Source organism: Aequorivita todarodis (assembly GCF_028561335.1).
In the GTDB taxonomy this organism is placed as follows: Bacteria; Bacteroidota; Bacteroidia; order Flavobacteriales; family Flavobacteriaceae; genus Aequorivita; species Aequorivita todarodis.
The window spans coordinates 97,556-115,371 of the sequence record NZ_JAQQTG010000020.1; the positions used below are offsets into that span (position 1 = coordinate 97,556).

The 17,816-nt window shown below is 41.6% G+C and carries 22 protein-coding genes; 4 read left to right on the forward strand and 18 right to left on the reverse strand.

The window, feature by feature from the left end; translation table 11 throughout:
- Nucleotides 1-77 precede the first annotated feature (77 nt).
- From ric to POV26_RS09745, 16 genes are all read right to left on the reverse strand, one after another.
- Nucleotides 78-803: an iron-sulfur cluster repair di-iron protein gene (ric, locus tag POV26_RS09670; RefSeq protein ID WP_272856272.1), complete on the reverse strand. Its 726-nt coding sequence runs from the start codon at nt 801-803 to the stop codon at nt 78-80.
- Between the two features lie 150 nt (nt 804-953).
- A complete protein-coding gene (locus tag POV26_RS09675) occupies nt 954-1,418 on the reverse strand; it encodes a hemerythrin domain-containing protein (protein ID WP_272856273.1) in 465 nt (154 codons plus the stop codon).
- Nucleotides 1,419-1,422: 4 nt separating this feature from the next.
- Nucleotides 1,423-1,716, reverse strand: coding sequence for a hypothetical protein (locus tag POV26_RS09680; protein WP_272856274.1), 294 nt, complete (start codon nt 1,714-1,716; stop codon nt 1,423-1,425).
- A gap of 85 nt (nt 1,717-1,801) precedes the next feature.
- The gene (locus POV26_RS09685; RefSeq protein WP_272856275.1) at nt 1,802-2,548 is read right to left on the reverse strand and encodes an SDR family oxidoreductase; all 747 of its coding nucleotides are present in this window, start codon (nt 2,546-2,548) and stop codon (nt 1,802-1,804) included.
- An 8-nt stretch (nt 2,549-2,556) separates the two neighbouring features.
- Complete coding sequence (locus POV26_RS09690; protein WP_272856276.1) at nt 2,557-3,006, reverse strand: carboxymuconolactone decarboxylase family protein; 450 nt, start codon at nt 3,004-3,006, stop codon at nt 2,557-2,559.
- Between the two features lie 13 nt (nt 3,007-3,019).
- Nucleotides 3,020-3,694: a ferredoxin reductase domain-containing protein gene (locus tag POV26_RS09695; RefSeq protein ID WP_272856277.1), complete on the reverse strand. Its 675-nt coding sequence runs from the start codon at nt 3,692-3,694 to the stop codon at nt 3,020-3,022.
- A 54-nt stretch (nt 3,695-3,748) separates the two neighbouring features.
- Nucleotides 3,749-4,090, reverse strand: a complete 342-nt coding sequence (locus tag POV26_RS09700) for a carboxymuconolactone decarboxylase family protein (protein WP_272856278.1) — start codon at nt 4,088-4,090, stop codon at nt 3,749-3,751.
- Between the two features lie 50 nt (nt 4,091-4,140).
- Nucleotides 4,141-4,437: a cupin domain-containing protein gene (locus tag POV26_RS09705; RefSeq protein WP_272856279.1), complete on the reverse strand. Its 297-nt coding sequence runs from the start codon at nt 4,435-4,437 to the stop codon at nt 4,141-4,143.
- A gap of 37 nt (nt 4,438-4,474) precedes the next feature.
- Complete coding sequence (locus tag POV26_RS09710; RefSeq protein WP_272856280.1) at nt 4,475-4,909, reverse strand: RrF2 family transcriptional regulator; 435 nt, start codon at nt 4,907-4,909, stop codon at nt 4,475-4,477.
- A 100-nt stretch (nt 4,910-5,009) separates the two neighbouring features.
- Nucleotides 5,010-5,438: an RrF2 family transcriptional regulator gene (locus POV26_RS09715; RefSeq protein ID WP_272856424.1), complete on the reverse strand. Its 429-nt coding sequence runs from the start codon at nt 5,436-5,438 to the stop codon at nt 5,010-5,012.
- A 117-nt stretch (nt 5,439-5,555) separates the two neighbouring features.
- Nucleotides 5,556-6,821, reverse strand: a complete 1,266-nt coding sequence (locus POV26_RS09720) for an acetyl-CoA hydrolase/transferase family protein (protein WP_272856281.1) — start codon at nt 6,819-6,821, stop codon at nt 5,556-5,558.
- Between the two features lie 253 nt (nt 6,822-7,074).
- Entirely contained in the window at nt 7,075-7,671 is a 597-nt protein-coding gene (locus POV26_RS09725) for a thioredoxin family protein (RefSeq protein ID WP_272856282.1), read from the reverse strand.
- Between the two features lie 174 nt (nt 7,672-7,845).
- Complete coding sequence (gene nadB, locus POV26_RS09730; RefSeq protein ID WP_272856283.1) at nt 7,846-9,417, reverse strand: L-aspartate oxidase; 1,572 nt, start codon at nt 9,415-9,417, stop codon at nt 7,846-7,848.
- Nucleotides 9,417-10,343, reverse strand: a complete 927-nt coding sequence (gene nadA / locus POV26_RS09735; protein ID WP_272856284.1) for a quinolinate synthase NadA — start codon at nt 10,341-10,343, stop codon at nt 9,417-9,419. Before nadA ends, nadB begins: the two co-directional genes overlap by 1 nt.
- 6 nt (nt 10,344-10,349) lie before the next feature.
- Nucleotides 10,350-11,675: a cbb3-type cytochrome c oxidase subunit I gene (locus POV26_RS09740; protein WP_272856285.1), complete on the reverse strand. Its 1,326-nt coding sequence runs from the start codon at nt 11,673-11,675 to the stop codon at nt 10,350-10,352.
- Nucleotides 11,665-12,135, reverse strand: a complete 471-nt coding sequence (locus tag POV26_RS09745; protein ID WP_272856286.1) for a c-type cytochrome — start codon at nt 12,133-12,135, stop codon at nt 11,665-11,667. The genes POV26_RS09740 and POV26_RS09745 overlap by 11 nt, the downstream gene beginning before the upstream one ends.
- Before the next feature lie 113 nt (nt 12,136-12,248).
- Between POV26_RS09745 and POV26_RS09750 the strand changes: the two genes are divergently transcribed.
- From POV26_RS09750 to POV26_RS09765, 4 genes are all read left to right on the forward strand, one after another.
- Nucleotides 12,249-14,303 carry an acetate--CoA ligase family protein gene (locus tag POV26_RS09750; protein ID WP_272856287.1) on the forward strand — a complete coding sequence of 685 codons (2,055 nt, stop codon included), beginning with the start codon at nt 12,249-12,251 and terminating at the stop codon, nt 14,301-14,303.
- A gap of 210 nt (nt 14,304-14,513) precedes the next feature.
- A complete protein-coding gene (locus POV26_RS09755) occupies nt 14,514-15,467 on the forward strand; it encodes a hypothetical protein (RefSeq protein ID WP_272856288.1) in 954 nt (317 codons plus the stop codon).
- Between the two features lie 202 nt (nt 15,468-15,669).
- Entirely contained in the window at nt 15,670-16,449 is a 780-nt protein-coding gene (locus tag POV26_RS09760) for a hypothetical protein (protein WP_272856289.1), read from the forward strand.
- Nucleotides 16,439-16,921, forward strand: a complete 483-nt coding sequence (locus POV26_RS09765; protein WP_272856290.1) for a hypothetical protein — start codon at nt 16,439-16,441, stop codon at nt 16,919-16,921. The genes POV26_RS09760 and POV26_RS09765 overlap by 11 nt, the downstream gene beginning before the upstream one ends.
- A gap of 75 nt (nt 16,922-16,996) precedes the next feature.
- Here POV26_RS09765 and POV26_RS09770 read toward each other — a convergent pair whose 3' ends face one another.
- Both POV26_RS09770 and POV26_RS09775 read right to left on the reverse strand, forming a co-directional pair.
- Nucleotides 16,997-17,230 carry a cytochrome C oxidase subunit IV family protein gene (locus tag POV26_RS09770; protein WP_272856291.1) on the reverse strand — a complete coding sequence of 78 codons (234 nt, stop codon included), beginning with the start codon at nt 17,228-17,230 and terminating at the stop codon, nt 16,997-16,999.
- A 1-nt stretch (nt 17,231) separates the two neighbouring features.
- Nucleotides 17,232-17,816, reverse strand: coding sequence for a cytochrome c oxidase subunit 3 (locus POV26_RS09775; protein WP_272856292.1), 585 nt, complete (start codon nt 17,814-17,816; stop codon nt 17,232-17,234).

Below are 17,816 nucleotides of genomic sequence, written 5' to 3' on the forward strand. Positions count from 1 at the left end.
TGCCAATTTTCCGAACTGTCCTGAAAACCAATCAAATAAAAATCAAGATTTGGGGATGGGAATACTCTTTTATAGCGTTAGTTTCTTTTAAGTTTCTTTTCCAAATTCAAGGCCTTTGGGAAAAGGATATTATTTTCCAAGTGGATGTGCTGGTGCAGGTCCTGCTCAAACTCGTCGAGCTTTGCATAAAATGCGCGATACGTGTTACAGGCGCCCTGTGGTGGAGTAAAGTTGTTGCTCAATTTTGAAATCTTGCGCAAAATCTCGCCAGCTTCCTCGTGTTCTTCCTCCATCATTTTTATGGGGTTTTCCACAGTGCCAAAATGGATTGCGGGTACTTCGCCGTTTTCGCGCTCTGCAGTTACCAGTTTTTTGATGAAAGGGAACAGGATCAATTCTTCCTTTCTCTGGTGTGCCGCCATAGCTTGAACCACTTGTGTTACCAAAGCCTCAATTTCGGCAAGTTCGGTATAATGGTGACCGTGTACGTGGTTCACTCGTTTTGAATATTGCAAAAGCAAGGGACTGCTTTCCTCTACATAGGTATGGTGTACGTTTATAATATGGTCGGCCAAAAAGTCCAACTTCCAACTGTTATAATCGTGGGCACGGTCCTGTACTTTGTCGAGGTTTAATAGCTCCTCTTCCAAAATTGATGGATCTACTTTGGCCTTTTCGCAGGCGCGGGCAATACTGATGCCTCCGCCGCAGCAAAAATCGATGCCATGCTTTTTGAATATATGTGCGGCCTTTATGTTTTCGGTAACCACATCGGCTACGGTACGTTCTTGGAGTGTTGTCATAATTTTTAAACTTTTAGTGAATATTATTGGTGCAAATTTCAACAGAAAAAAAGGAACAAAGTATGACTTAAATCATAAAATGACATTTTTATCAGAAATAAGGATTGGCCGTTAACTCGCTAATACTTAATAGCATTTAAGCAACAGATGCTATTCCCAAAAAGGATCGTGATAATCGGGAGGTTTTCCCAATTCGCTGTGTATTTCCTCTATTTTCTCCAGTTGTGCCTTCGTAGCCACTTGCTGTATTTCGTTAAAAAGCACCCGTTCCTCAAACCGGATGTGCGCATCGAGTTCCTCTTCCAAATGGTGGAGCGACTTTTCAGGGTTTTTTGTATCATTGAAAAGTCGTTTTATCCGTCGGTGTTCCTTTAGGGCGCGTTCAATTAATTCATTATCTTTTTCAAGTATCGGGAAAAGATATTTTTCCTCATCCCTAAAATGGGGCTTTATTTCGTTTTCATAAAACCACTTTGCGTATTCCTGCAGGCGTTCGGTCTCAATATTCTTACTGAAACCTTTCCGCAGTTTCCAACTGAACAGTAGGCCAAAATGGTGTTGCCGGCTTAATGGTATCAATGCCTGATGGCGTTTAATAGGTTTTTTCTTCTCCATAGATTTAAGGGTTTTCTATATATTTTATGTGTTTGCCGCCACATTTTGGGCAACGTTCCACAATTCGTTTTTTGTTTTTAAATCCGTCCACGTGCTCCACCATGAATTTCCCGACTTTAACGTATTTGTCCCGATGGTTTTTTACATCTATCTGTTTGTCCTTGGGCATTAGGCGGATTTTATCATCATATTCCTGATAGCCCCAACAAAAAGGACAGTTTTTTTCGCCAACCGCTTCTTTGGATATTTCTTTCGGTTCCTTCCGAAAAAATGTCAGTAAACGATGAATATAACCCATTTATATAGATTTAAAAAATGATTGTTTATTCTAACAGACTAAAGACTCGATTATATATGAATTTTTCTATACCATTCAAATATTCTTATATGCTGTGTCTTTTCGTCCTATGCCAATTTTTATCCGGTGCCTTTGGGTTAAGTGGCCTAACGGTCATTTCACTTATTAGCATATTGTCCGGTGTCTTCAAAATGTGCAACAACGTAGAGGCAATATCTTCTGGCTGAAGCATGTTTCCATGGGCCTCTATTCCAGAACTCTTAAAAAAAGAAGTGTCTATAGAACCGGGATTTAAACAAGTAACCTTAATATTATATACCCTTAATTCCTTAAAAAGTGCTTCGCTAAAACCATTGATGCCATATTTTGTAGCAGAATAGGCGGCACCTTCGGCGCGGGTGGTAATGCCGAGAATGGAACCGATATTTACTATATGTGCACTGTCTTTTTTTGGCTTCATAAGTTTTACGACTTCTGAAGTGATACTGTACATTCCATTCAGGTTGGTGTTTATCATTTTGTACCATTCGCCTGCAGGCATTTCGTCTATCTTTCCGAAAGAACCCGCGCCCGCATTGTTGATAAGAATATCCGGGGAATTTTGTTCGGAAAAAGTTTTGTCGATCCAATTTTTTACAGCTTTTCCATCAGAAATATCAAGCTTTACGGGAATGAATTTACGGCCGATACTTTTTTGCGATTTTTGAAGCGCATCGTTATTACGGGCAAGTCCAAAAACCGTTGCGCCCGCTGCCGCCAATGCTTTGGAAATGGCTGCCCCCAGCCCACTGCTGGCGCCGGTAACGATTGCTATTTTATCTTTTAGTTCCATTTGAAAATTTATGGATTATAGCTGCCCGGTTCTACGCGAAAACCAATAGCCAAGCGGTTCCAACCGTTGATTGCAACAATGGCCATGGTTAGCTCCAAATGCTCTTTTTCACTAAAATGTTCGGCAACCGATGCATACAGTCCATCTGAAATTTCGTTTTGGGAAATCAAGGTCAACGCCTCGGTCCAGGCCAGTGCCGCTCGCTCCCTTTCGGAATAATAGGACGTTTCGCGCCAAGCGGATAAACCGTAGAGCCGTTGCTCCGTTTCACCAGCTTTACGGGCATCCTTGGAGTGCATATCGATACAGTAGGCACAACCGTTGATTTGGGATGCGCGCATTTTTACCAGATGGTAGAGATTTTTCTCCAAGCCCGAGGCCGCTACATATTTTTCAAGTTCCAACATTCCCGCAATGGCCTTGGGGTCTGTTTTGTAATAATCCAATCGTTTCTGCATTTCCGTTATTTTTTTAATCAAAATCTTCCGTTACGATTTTGTCCTTTGAAACATTGAGGTTGACCAATTGTTTTTCAACCGCCTCCATCATTGGCGGTGGCCCACAGAGATAGAAATACGAATCCACTGGCGAGGCATTTTGCTTTATAAACGCTTCTGAAATCTGGCCGTGCGCATATTTATCGGTTTTTTCCTCGGAAAGGATATTTATGAAATTATTTCCGAGCATTTTCTCAAATTCATTTTTTAAGATAATATCGGAAGCGGTTTTATTGGCAAAAAGAAGTTTATTGTTGCCCAAATTTCCTTTTTTTCGCAATTCCCGAAGAATGGCAATAAAGGGCGTAACCCCTGCCCCACCGGCAATAAAAGTACCTTCGCCTTTGTATTGGATTGCCCCAAAGATATCGTTTACTATTAGGTTGTCCCCTGGCTTCAAACTGAGCAATTCATTGGTAACCCCTTTGTGTTCGGGATAGGTCTTTATCATAAATTCCAGATAATCATCTTCGGGAAGACAGGTAAATGTAAAAGGCCTCCCTTCATTTTGCCAGCCCTGTTTGTCAATAAAAATTTCGGTGGCCTGGCCGGGGATAAAATCCACGCCCGCGGGTTTTTCTGTTACAATGTGCAGCACATCGTGGGTGTGGTGCTCAATTGTTTTGATTTTTACAGGTTCATTTTTCATACTAAAACGGTTTATTTGTTTGATGCCTCCCTGCGCCCCAAGTTTCAAAAAAAATCAATCTTTATATTGTTCCATTTCTTCCATGGCAATGGTAGCGTGGGCATAGGCCGCCCCGGCGCGCATTTCGGAAGCGACCCAAATGGCTTCCATAATTTCCGCCTTGCTCGCGCCTTTGCGCAGGGCCTGCGGGGTATGCGCACGGATGCAATAAGGGCATTGGGTAACGTGCGCAACGGCCACGGCAATCAATTGTTTTGTCTTTTCGTCAAGGGCGCCGGCTTCAAAAACGGTCTTGCTGAAATTACGCCAGGCCTCAATATTCTTGGGAGCCAAAGCCGCCTTTTTTTGTGCCAGTTCGCGAGTGGTTTCGGGGAATATATCTTTCTTTTCCATCATTGTGAGTTTAAATTTAACAATTCTTCAACCCGATTTTAGTTAAAGAGGGTTTAACTTTCAAATTCAATTTTCGAATTACTTTCCATAATGGCAATGGCGTGAAAATCGGATTTTATTTCCAGACTATGCGCCACCATAGCCGGAATGATAAAGGTTATACCCGCAAAAAGTGTATAGGTCTCTTCCGGCATTATTAAGTTGGCTTCACCCTTTAAAACAACGATTACGGCCTCGCGGGTGCTATGGTGCAGTGGCATTTCCATCCCAGCCTTTGCGGTTACTTTCAAGGTTTTAAAGACCTTACCGTTTTTTAAGGGGATCATTTCAGGTTTGTGTATTGCTTCCATTTTATTACCATTTTGTCATAAATAGTTGTAAAATTTTTTATCGCTTTAAAAAGGACATTCCATCATCCACGCCGTGGGCAAGTTCATAGAGACTGGTATTTTGAAGCATTTTTTTCAAATTGTCCCGTATTCCCGCAAACTTGTTGTGCATTAGGCACGGTTGGTTCGCATCGCAGGAATCAAACCCGAGAGCGCAGCCCATATATATGGAATCACCGTCTATGGCAGAAACAATATCGCTCAACTTAATGGCCTCTGCCCTACCCTTAGGAATTACAAAACCGCCCGTGGGCCCCTTCAGCGAATGGAGAATATCCCGCTTGGCCAATTGATGCAGGATTTTTGCGGTAAATGCTTCTGGGGAATTGACATTATAAGCGATGTCCTTTAAACTAACGCGATTTCCCAAAGAGGATTGCGAGGCAATATATACCGACGCTTTTATTCCATATTGACACGCTTTCGAAAACATTACCAATTTTATATTGAGCAAAGGTACATAAAATTCCTATTTCTGATAAAGTTATCAGAAATAAATTATTTCAGCACGATGGCAGTTGGTTTTAAAGTGATTATAGTTTCAGAAATGTTTCCCCGTTCCGAAGTTTTTCAGAAAGTTGCATTACGGTGGTATTTTCACACATATTTTTCAAACCCTCCCGAACATCATTAAACTGATCATGGACCGGACAGGGATGTTCTGAGGAACATTCGGGGAGCCCTAAACTGCAACCTTTAAAAATGGAATCCCCATCAATACAGGCAACTATTTCCGCAAGTGTGAGTTTGGATTTCTTTTCCAAATAGAAACCGCCATTGGGACCTTTCTTTGAAAGAATTATCCCTGAACGTGCAAGTTGTTGGCAGATTTTAGCGGTAAATGGTTCCGGGGAATCAACAGCTTTGGCAATTTCGACAATATTGGGTCTTCTATCCAGTTGGGATTGCTCCGCAATGAAGAGGACAGATCTTATTCCGTATTCGCACGCTTTTGAGAACATATTTTTTGTTTTGTTCAAATTTAAAAAATTCCAGCAATTAAAAAGTATAAAAACACCTTAAAGTCTATGTATGGAGTGTCTTAAGTTGTTGAAAACAAAAAAATATTCAAATAAAAGTTAATGAAATCGTTGTTTCGCAGCCTTCTCCAAGGCTTCCCGATGGTCGGGATGGGCAATGGAAATAAGCGCTTTGGCACGTTGTTCCAATCCCTTTCCGAAAAGATTCACCACTCCGTACTCCGTAACCACATAATGCACGTGCGCCCTAGTGGTTGTAACGCTGGCGCCTTCCTTTAAAAAAGGGGTAATTTTGGAAATGCCTTTATTGGTTATCGACGGCATCGCAATTATGGGCTTCCCGCCTTCTGAAAGCGAGGCGCCACGGATAAAATCCATCTGTCCGCCCACGCCGGAATATTGGTACATCCCGATGCTATCCGCACAAACCTGGCCGGTCAAATCAATCTCAATGGCGCTGTTTATTGCCGTAACTTTCGGGTTTCGGCGAATAATGGCAGTATCATTGGTATAACCTGCTTCCTTGAAATGCACAATCGGGTTGTCGTCAATAAAGTCGTATAATTTTTTGGTTCCCATTGCGAAACAGGTAACTATTTTCCCGGTTTTTATTTCCTTGTCCTCGCCGGTAATTATTCCTTTTTCTACCAATGGAAGAATGCCGTCGCTGAACATTTCAGTGTGGATTCCCAATCGTTTATGGTTGCCCAGGTTGTGGAGCACCGCATTTGGAATATTGCCGATGCCCATTTGAAGCGTGGCGCCATCTTCCACCAATTCAGCAACATTTCTTCCTATGGTAGCCTCGATTTCAGAAGTTTCTCCTAAAATTGAAGCGTAAATAGGCGTATCTATTTCGACCCCGAAATCTACATTATTTATATGAATAATGCCATCGCCGTGGGTTCTTGGTACGTTCGGATTGATTAGGGCAACTACATGTTTTGCAGTCTGGATGGCGGGCAGGGTAACATCAACCGAAACGCCAAGCGAACAATACCCGTGCTTATCCGGCGGTGAAACCTGAATGAAAGCCACATCCAAGGGAAGAATATTTCTTCTGAAAAGCCAATGGATTTCACTTAAAAAGACTGGAATATAATCGCCGTGGATTGTATTGACTCCTTTCCGAACATTATCGCCCACAAAACAACTGGAAAGCTTAAAAGCCTCCGTGTAAGGCGCCTGGGTGTATTTGGCCTCCCCGTGGGTGTGGATTTGGATTATCTCAACATTTTTCAGCTCGCGATAACGCTCACACAAAGTGTCTATCAACAAATTGGGCGTCATTGCCGCGCCCTGAAAAAATACGCGATTATTTGATTTTACTATGGATACGGCCTCTTGGGCGGAAACGATTTGCATAATTAGCCCCCTTACCCCAAAGGGGGAATCCGGGTCGGATGTTTAGTTAATAATAATGCAAAGGTTGGGAATCTTATCTGCTTCTAAAATGATTTTAGTCAGATTTTTTGGAAATTGAACTTTTGAGCCACGACGGTTGAAATTACGACTGTTGGAAGCACAACGGTTTGAAACCCGAGTGATAGTAATTATTCTTTTTGTCGTGGGTCGTGTAGCGAAGCGGTCGGGGGTCAAATCGTCGTCTTGATTCCTTTTACGCTTTTACATTCAGGGTTTCCAAAATATCATTAATTATTGAAACTCCTTTATCATTATTGTACCACACTTGCAGCATTTCCTTAAAGGCATCGTCAATCTTTCCGTGATGTTCCTTGTAATCGGCAACCAATTTTGTCGCAGCCTTGGAACGTGGACCCCAAGTTTGAAGTACGTTGAAAGCTTCATCAAGCATAATAACCACGGGGATGGAGCGCGAACCATTGGTTAAAAATTCATCCATCAATTCCGGATTTTCATCTCGAAGCACAATTTTCAAGTCGATGTTTTCTGAAAGTTGTGCAATTTTGTTTAGGAATGGAAGCGTTTGCGCCGCATCGCCACACCATGGTTCGCTAATTACCAGCCACGTCTGTTTTTCAGAAATGTTTTTGAAAACCTCCATGCTTTCTTCCGGAATTTCAGCGGTTTTGTCCAATCGCTTGGTACGGCTGAAGTTCAGTTTTGTATAATCAATCTTTTCTTGGGTTTCTTCGCCAGTGGTGCGGCCTTCCGCCACCAATTGTTTGAAAAGCAAGTTGTATTCGGAATAATCCATTGCTTTTTTTACGGAGTTTTCTATTAAATTTTTCATCTTATTTTTTTACTTTTTTAGATTTTGTTATAAGATAATTTGGGATTCAGATTTCTATGATTTTGTACCCTAACCCTAAAGGGAAATCATAGAAATCTTCATTTTTCATCCTTTAGGACAGAGGCAAAAAAATGAAGATTTCTATTTCTTTTTAATGGCATTATTATTTCCAAATTATTCTACGGCATTCCTTTTTTTATAATCTTCATTAAAATATCCCCCACGGTTTTCCTTTCGTTTCAGGGATTGCTGGATAATCAAATGCGCCACGTTTACCATATTCCGAAGCTCTGAGAGCGCAGTATTCAATTTGTGTTTTTGGTAGAGTGCTTCCATTTCAAAATACAAAATTTCCAGTTGTGCCGAAGCTTTTTCTAAATCGCTATTGTTTCGAACCACGCCTGCATATCTTCGCATCAACCGTTGCAACTGCTCCGTTTTTTGCTGAAGGATTTCAGAGCCTTTCAACAAAACCGTGCCTTCGTCATTCCATTCCGGAATGGCTTTGGTCGTGTGGGAAGGCTTATGTTTACAGAGATACTGAAAAATGCGATCCGCATAGACCAAAGCTTCCAACAACGAATTGGATGCCAGTCGGTTGGCGCCGTGCAAGCCGGTGTATGAACATTCGCCACAGGCAAAAAGATTTTTTACCGAAGTCTTTCCATCCATATCCACAACCACTCCGCCACACATATAATGCGATGCGGGAACCACGGGAATCCAATCATTTGCCACATTGATGTTTCGCTGCAAACAGGTTTCGTAAATAGTTGGGAAGTGTTTTTTGAAATCATCAATATCCAAATGCGTACAATCCAGAAAAACACAATCGTCGCCCGATTTTTTCATTTCGGAATCTATGGCGCGCGAAACGATATCACGGGAAGCCAATTCGCCCCGTTCGTCATATTTCAACATAAACCGTTCGCCCTTTTTATTCCGAAGAAATGCCCCGAAGCCACGCACCGCTTCCGAAATCAAAAAGGAAGCGCCGTTGTTTCCGTCGTAAAGTGCGGTGGGGTGAAACTGGATAAACTCCATATTTTGGATGCGCGCCTTTGCGCGATAGGCCATCGCAACGCCATCGCCCGTTGCAACGGCCGGATTGGTGGTGTGCCCGTAAACCCGCCCCATTCCACCGGAAGCCAGCGTGGTGCAGTCAGCCTTTATCGTAAAAATATTCCCGGAAATCTGATCCAAAACATAGGCCCCGTAACAGGAAAGATTTTCAGTCCTTTCTTCGGAAAAGTGATGCTCGGTTATCAAATCTATCGCAAAATGATGTGGCAGTAAAGTTATATTTGGCAGTTGATTGGCGCGTTCCAAAAGCGTGTTTTCAATCTCGTTGCCCGTGGTGTCTTTATGGTGGATTACCCTAAATTTTGAATGGCCTCCTTCCCTGCCCAAAGTGAGTTCGCCGTCGGCGTCGGTGTCAAATTTGGCACCCCACGCCATCAGTTCGCGCAATCTTTTTGGGCCTTCTTTTATGACCATTTCCACAACCGCTCTGTCGCAAAGTCCGTCGCCCGCAATCAGCGTATCCTCAATGTGTTTTTGAAAGGAATCTTCCTTCAAGTCAAAAACCGCCGCCACGCCGCCCTGCGCATATTTGGTGTTCGATTCAGACTGGTGCGCTTTGGTTACAACCGTGATTTTTTTCTTCGGAAATTCCGCCGCAAGCTTTACCGCAAGCGTCAAGCCCGCAGCGCCCGAACCGATAATCAAAAATTTGGTTTCCAGCATTATTTCGATAGTTCCAGCATTCGCTCAATGGGCAGAATGGCTTTTTTTCTTATTTCCTCGGAAACTTCTATCTGCGGAGTTTCGTGCAGCAGACAGTCGTACAGTTTTTGCAAGGTGTTCATCTTCATAAACGCGCATTCGCTGCAGGCACAGGTGTTGTCCTCTTCCGCAGGCGCGGGAATCAACACGGCTTGCGGTACTTCCTGTTGCATTTTATGAAGGATTCCAGCTTCGGTGGCGACTATAAATTTTTCCGCAGGATGTTTTTTCACATAATCAATCATGCCCGCCGTAGAACCGATATAGGTCGCGGTCTCCAAAATATGGCTCTCACTTTCGGGGTGCGCAATAATTTTTGAACCCGGGTGCTCTTTGTAAAGTTTCAGCAATTTATCCATTGAAAACGCTTCGTGTACTATGCAGGCGCCGTCCCAAAGCAGCATTTTCCGACCGGTTTTCTTTTGAATATATTTCCCCAAATTTTTATCGGGCGCAAAAATAATGGGAACGTCCTTCGGCACGGAATTCACGATTTTTTCGGCATTGGAAGAGGTGCAGATAATATCGCTCAATGCCTTTACTTCCGCAGAACAATTCACATAGGTTATTACCACGTGGTCCGGATGCGCCTCCACCAATGTGCTGAAAGCATCGGGCGGACACGAATCTGCCAGCGAGCAACCCGCCATCAAATCGGGCAACAAAACTTTTTTGTCGGGGTTCAAAATCTTTGCGGTTTCCGCCATAAAATGCACGCCGGCAAAGACGATCATTTCGGCATCCGTTTCCGCAGCTTTTTGCGAAAGGCCCAAACTGTCGCCCACATAATCTGCCACTTCTTGAATTTCGGGCACTTGGTAGTAGTGCGCGAGGATTACTGCGTTTTTCTGCTTTTTCAGTTCGGTTATTTTTTGATGTAAATCCATCGGAAATCAAGTTTTAATTTTTTGAAGTAATGCTTTGAAAATAGGCGTCGCAACAATCAACAACGAAACAAAAATCCCTATTCCAAAGATGAAAAATGAAATATAGTACGGCACGATTGAATCCTGCATTTCAGCGAACGATCCTTCCTTTGAAACGTACATCCAGTAGCTGCGCTTGGCCCCGGCAATTATCAACGAAACGAAAAAGATAAACAGCGAAATATTGAATGCCACAAAACCCCTTTTTACCCATTTGGTATCGGTTTGCAGCGTTGGCCGCACGTAGTGGGCAATAAAGAAGAGCGCCGAAAAAAGGATCGTCGTGTTAATGCCTATCGTGGTTCCCATAGAATGCGCCACCGTAATATGCGTGCCGTGGGTAAAGAAATTGATGGCGGGAATGGAGAACAACAGCGCCAAAATAATGTTTATAAAAATCCAAAAATCGGTTGCCAGCAGAAACCGATATGTCATGGGATGGTTTTCCTTTTCCACCTTTAAAACGGAGCGTTTCCAATTGTAAATGATCGACGCCAAAACAATCCACTCGGTCATACTTATCGCATAGGCAACGTAGCGGATCCACGGCTGTGTGGGCAGTAAATAAGTGTGGTGCGCCCAGCCGAACATCAAATTGGTGAGTCCCAAAAAGTAGAAGAAAAACGCCATTTTATTGGTAGCAACGTCGGTATCCTTTTTGATTTTTGACATCAAATAGATGGAGATTCCGTAAACAAGCATATTCCACGAACCGGTAAATGAGCCGGTAGATTTCCACTGTACGGCGAAATCCTTTATAAAATGCAGCCTAAAAAAATCGAACAGCCAAAAATGCGCCTCCATCAAATGGTAGCACATAAAGGCGATACCCGTGCCCCACATCCAAAAATAGACGGGCCAGCCCTTCATATTGGTGTAAAGCGTTTTGAAATAATTGATGCCGAAAAGTACCCAGCCCAGTAATATCGGGATCATCAAAATGGGTTTGAAGGCGAAATATTCGCGCCCCTCGGTATAATCGAAAGCAAAAGAGAAATAAATGGCGACGCCCGTCAACAGGAAAAGTACGAAATGCAGCGATTGCAATTTGCGAGAAAAAAGCTCAAATTTTTCAACCCAAGCGATAAAGAAATAGATGCTGCCCGTAGCGGCGAGCACAATCCACGAAGTTTCCGAAGTAACGTGAAAGGGCCGCAGTTTGGAGAAGGGAATCGTTTCCTTTAAAAAATCGGGCAAGAGGTATTGAAACGATGCGGTTAACCCAAAAAGCATCCCCAAAAACAGGGCGGTGAGCGCAAACAACAAGAAATATAGCGGCACTTTATTCTTCATTTCGGTATTTTATTTTAACCCAGCCCGTGGCCTCGATCTCGGCGTCATAATTGGGGTAAATGCCCGTTTCATCCACCTGTTTCAGGTATTCCACGAGGGCATCCTTTTCTTCTTCTGTAAAATGGAATTGCGGCATACTCTTCACTCCGCTGTTCAAAAAAGCCTTTATATAGTTTGGGCCCTTGCCTTCGGTAGAATAAATATTGGTCAAATCGGGGCCCAAATACCCGCCCAAACCGTACAATTGGTGACAGGACCAACAACGGTTGCTTTGGAACAGCTGCTGGCCTTTCACTGCCACTGGAGATAACTTTTCGACGGCCACGTAGCCGTCGGTATTATAGATTACATAGTTATAAAAGCCGAAAAGGGCGAGCAAAATCGCCATAATGAAAATATAAGGCCTTGGATTGGAGACCATTTCAATTTGAATTATTTGGGCATAAAAATACCTTTTCACTGCTGTGCGAAATATGATATTTATCAGTTTTTAAGACTTAGACATCTTTTATTTTCGTACTTCCCAAAAATCCCTCGAATTCACTTTGCATTTCAACATCATTTCTAAAAAATATGGTCAACAACCAACTACTAAATCCGAAAAGTATCGCCATAATCGGTGCTTCCAATGACACCAAAAAACCCGGTGGCAATATGCTTAAAAATATTCTTGCCGGAGGGTTTGCGGGAAATCTTTACGCGGTGAATCCAAAGGAAGAAAGGGTTCAGGGCATAAAGAGTTTTTCTGAAGTAAAGGAAATTCCCCAAACCGACCTTGCCATTCTTGCCATTCCGGCAAAATATTGTCCCAAAACGGTAAAAATTTTGGCCAAAGAAAAAAATACGAAGGCTTTTATAATCATTTCCGCAGGTTTTGGCGAAGCGGGCGAACAGGGAAAACAATGGGAGCAGCAGATAGTTTCGACGGTCAGTTCGGTTGATGGTTGCCTGGTTGGTCCAAACTGCATCGGCGTAATCACCGAAAATTACAAAGGCGTTTTTACGGCTCCCGTGCCCCAATTCAACCCAAAGGGGTGCGACCTCATCTCGGGGTCGGGCGCCACGGCAGTCTTTATTATGGAAGCAGGAATGGCGCTGGGCGTTTCCTTCGCGAACGTATTTTCCGTTGGAAATGCAGCCCTGACGGGCGTTGAGGATATTTTGGAATATATGGATGATAACTTCGATGCCGAAAAAGACCCGTTGATTAAATTGGTGTATCTCGAAACCATTTCCAATCCGCAAAAGCTGTTGAAACACGCTTCATCCCTCATAAAAAAAGGTGCAAAAATAGCGGCCATCAAAGCAGGAAGCACCGCCGAAGGCAGCCGTGCCGCCACCTCGCATACCGGAGCGATTGCGAGTAGCGATATGACGGTGCGCGCGCTATTCCACAAAGCGGGGATTGTGTATTGCAGCAGCCGTGAGGAACTGCTAAGCGTGGCCTCCATTTTCAACTACAAAAAACTGGAGGGAAAAAACATCGCCATTATCACCCACGCCGGAGGGTCAGCGGTGATGCTGGCAGATGAGCTTTCCAAAGGCGGCCTAAAAGTTCCCGAAATATCAGGGCCCGATGCCGAAAAGCTGAAAACCTTCCTCTACCCCGGCGCTTCCGTAGCCAACCCAATCGATTTTTTGGCCACGGGCACTGCGGAACAATTGGGCATCATTATCGATTATTGTGAACACAAATTTGACAACATAGACGCAATGGCCGTGGTTTTCGGCAGTCCGGGGCTTTTTGATGTGGAAAATGTTTATAATGTGTTGAGCGTCAAACTCGAAATCTGCAACAAGCCTATATTTCCCGTGCTGCCTTCCGTGGTGAACGCGCAGCGCGAAATCCAATCGTTTTTGAAAAAAGGACATATCAATTTTCCCGATGAAGTGGTTTTGGGGAAAGCCCTCTCCCAGGTTTTCAATACGCCGGAACCTGTTTCCGAAGCAATTTCACTCCCGAAAATTGACATCGAAAAAATACGAAGCGTTATCGATACGGCCTCCGAGGGTTACTTGGGTGCCACCCAAACGCAGAAGCTATTGGATGCGGCGGGAATTCCGAGGGTTACGGAACTGGTGGAAAATTCAAAGGAAAAACTGCTCGCCGCAATGGATTCCCTGGAATTTCCGGTGGTGATGAAGGTCGTGGGCCCGCTCCACAAAAGCGATGCAAAGGGTGTGGTGCTGAATATCACTTCAAAAGAAGAAGTTTCGGAAACTTTTGATAGGCTGATGCAAATAGATTCAGCAACGGCGGTGATGGTTCAGCCGCAACTGGCGGGACTGGAACTGTTTGTGGGCGTAATGAAGGAGCCCGGTTTCAACCATACTATTCTATGCGGTTTGGGCGGGATTTTCATCGAAGTGCTAAACGATGTTTCGGCGGGTTTAAGCCCTATTTCAAAAAACGAAGCCCAGCAAATGGTCCAATCGCTTCGCGGGTATAAACTCATTCAAGGTGCGAGGGGCCGAGAGGGCGTTGACGAAAACCAGTTTGTGGAAATCATCCAACGGCTTTCGGCTTTGGTGGAAGCCGCCCCGGAAATCACGGAGATGGACATCAATCCGTTGATTGGCACCCGAAAAAATATTGTTGCCGTTGATGCACGGGTGCGGGTTGGGTAAAGTTTTAATATTGATGAAAATGCTGACTGCGATGGTTCGGAAATACTGGGGCAGTTGTGTTATATTTGAAATTAATCAAATAAAGGTACAATGGGTATAAATGCAACTATTATCTTTATCTAACTGTTGTAGTGTATTTAAAAATCAACTACCGTAAGTGTAAGGTAATTGCGGACAAAATTTGTAATTCTATCTTGCAACAAAAAAAAGATGATAATAGATAAATCACATTTCGAAAAACAGATAGACACTATAAATCAAATTCTTTGGAAAAAAGACTTTGAAGTAGTTCCATTGCAAAAAATGAAACTTATGAACTTCAAAAAAGAGGAAGTTTTACAACACTATTCTCTGACTTTTCAAAACTTTCCATTAGTTATAGAAAAATCATCAAATGAAATTGGAATATCAATATTTGCATCTGAATTCTTTGAAGTATATTATGAAGTGGTCAACAGAGACCGCACTATTTCGGCGGAAAAAAATAGTGAAATTCTAAAAAAAAGGAAGAATTTCAATGCAGAAAATAACTTAGAAACCATTGAAATATTCGTGGATGAGTTTTTTCACTCATTGATTTACAACTATGAAAGTTTCATATCCAATACGATGAAACAACATTATTTTGTCGGGGTAAATGATGAAGTCAAAATTTTATTGAACATTCTGAAACGTTATAAAAACGTCTTAAAAGATAAGACAAAGCAAATAGATATATTTTGGAGTATTCGCCTCGATAAAAATATTTCCGACTTAATTTTAGAAATGCTAATTGAATTTATTGAGCAAAGACTAAACATACTAACCATTTCAACGGATAATATTAATTTTGAAAACACCTTAACCTATGTGGAAAATGACATTGCAAGTATTGAATGGAATGGTTCTCAACAAGAGCTTTGCGAGCTCATATTAGAATTAGAGGAAAAAGAATGGATAGCACAAATCAAAACGGGAGATAGAAGAAAAATTGCTAGTTCAATTACTAAAATCTTTAATTTAGATAAAACAAAAAGAAGAAAAAATTCTAATGCAGATAATTCATTTTACCAATTATTAAAGGGAGAATACGAGGATAAAATAAGAAAATACCCTTTTATGGAAAAAGATAATTACGAGAAAAAATTTAATGGAATTATAGCTTGTACAAAATCACAAACTTAATAAAAATTTCACCACAACACGAGTATAAACCCAATAGCGGGTAAGTGCATAAACCAAAAGTGTTTTTATAAATTTAAGGTCATTTATAAATCGAAAAGTAAGTGTGCAAATCCCGCTACTGCGCTTATACCAAAAATTGTACAACATATTAGCCCAAAACAAAAATTAACAATGAGATATGAATTAATTGTATCTTTGAAATGTGGAAAAAATCGGAGAAATAGAAATTCGTGTTATTGGGAAATCTGGAAATCAAGATTTAAGTCCTGAAAACTATGACATTAAGCATATTGTATCAATATTGCAGAATGTTGAGGATTTACTATTTCCTACTAACAAAAAGGATAGACCAATTATAACCTACGATATCCAAGAGGGTTCTGTTCGACATTTGTTCAAAACCACAATCCAAACAGTAATTGGATTTAGTGCAGTTTTATCACAAATTCAGGCAAATGAGTCAATCGATTTTCTTGAATTAAAGACTGCTAGAGCAATTGAAAATATTCAAAATTTATCTCGTCAAAAAAATTACGAATTTCAAATAAAAACATCGCTTAATGATAGTTATGAATTAACCATTAATCCAAATACAAAATTTATCAGAACAGAAAATATTTGGGTAGATGCAGAGTTTTATTTTTATGGTATTTTAAAAGATGCTGGTGGCAAAAGCAAAGCCAATATACATTTAGATACAGATGATTTTGGATACTTGTCCATAGAAACTGGAGAAGAATTTTTAAAAGAAAGAGAGGAAAACTTACTTTACAAAAAGTATGGTGTTCGAGCCAAAGGCCAACAAAATATAGAAACTGGAGAATTAGATACTAAATCACTCCAATTAATTGAGCTTATCGATTATCAACCGAAGTTTGATAGTGATTACTTAAATTCTCTTATCAAAAAAGCCAAGGATAGTTGGAAAAATATTAATGCTGACGAATGGCTGTTAAATTTAAGAGGAGGTTATGAAGCATAGTGTCTTATTAGATACAAGTTTTTTCATTAGACTTCTAAACGATGAAGACCCACTTCATACAAATGCAGTTGGATATTTTAAATACTTTTTAGAAAACGACATTGTTTTAAAAGTCTCAACAATCTCAATTGCAGAATACTGTGTGCTGGGAAAATTAGAAGACTTACCTTTAAAAAATATTCAGATTGTTCCTTTCAATTTAAAAGAAGCCGAGAAAACTGGACAATTTGCAAATATAATCTTTGCAGAAAATAAAGTTAGTGAAGAAACACTAATACCTCGTGCAATAATACCGAATGATTCCAAACTCTTTGCCCAAGCTGACTTAGATAAATCAATTACACATTTTGTGACTTCTGATATTCGCTCTAAAAATACTCTCGCATTATTGAAAAAAGGAATCAATCCAAAGTTTGAGATTATTTCTATTGACGTTCCCTTCACTGAAACTTTTGGTATTTTAGACCTTTAAAAAAAGTTGCCAACAACGCATCCTACGAAAAGCACCAATCTCCTTCTTCAAAACTAACATTCTCTATTTAATTCTTTAAACCGCCCAAACCACAACAAGCAAAAGGGTCAAAAACGCCACGAGCAGTACCTTCCAAAAAGCATTTGCTTTTTTAAGTTCCATAAAAAAGAATGCCACGCCTATAAATTTCAAAAAGGAAAGCCCTAAAATGATTGTTGCAACATAGGTAAAATCCAGATTGGCAAACACCGCGGAAAGCAGGGTCAGGCCAATCAAAACAAGCCAGGTGATGTTAAAAGTGCGTTCCATTTTAAAAGAGTAAATAGATTATAGGGAATAGCAACAGCCAAATCAAATCGCACATATGCCAAAAGGCTGCGCCCGATTCGTAATCGGCAATTTTGAGAGTTTGGGGTTTTTTGCTGAGGGTCCTTCCCAAAACCAGCAATATAATTATCCCCACCACTACGTGTATTACGTGAAAAAGTGTGAGCATCCAATAATAGCCAAAGAAAGCATTGAAGCCCATCGTCAATCCAGCTTCAATCTTATCGGCGTATTCCACGGCCTTTAGGGCCAAAAACAACATTCCGCCGAGAATGGTCAACCGAAGAAACAACTTGCTTTTGCTAAAATTCCCCAATTTCAGAAAATGCACCGACTGCGCCATGCACCAACCGCTGCTGAGCAGAAAAACAGTATTTATAGTGCCATAAGCCGTGTTGAGCAACAGGCGGGATTCGTGAAAAAGTTCGGGCTCTGCCCTTGCATTCAGCCCCATAAAAACCAGGGCAATCCCGAAGGTTACCAATTCCAAATAAATAATAATCCACAGCAGGATGCCGCCCGGTGGGTAAAAAATGTTTTTGTAATCTATTTTGGCCGTAGTGTCCAT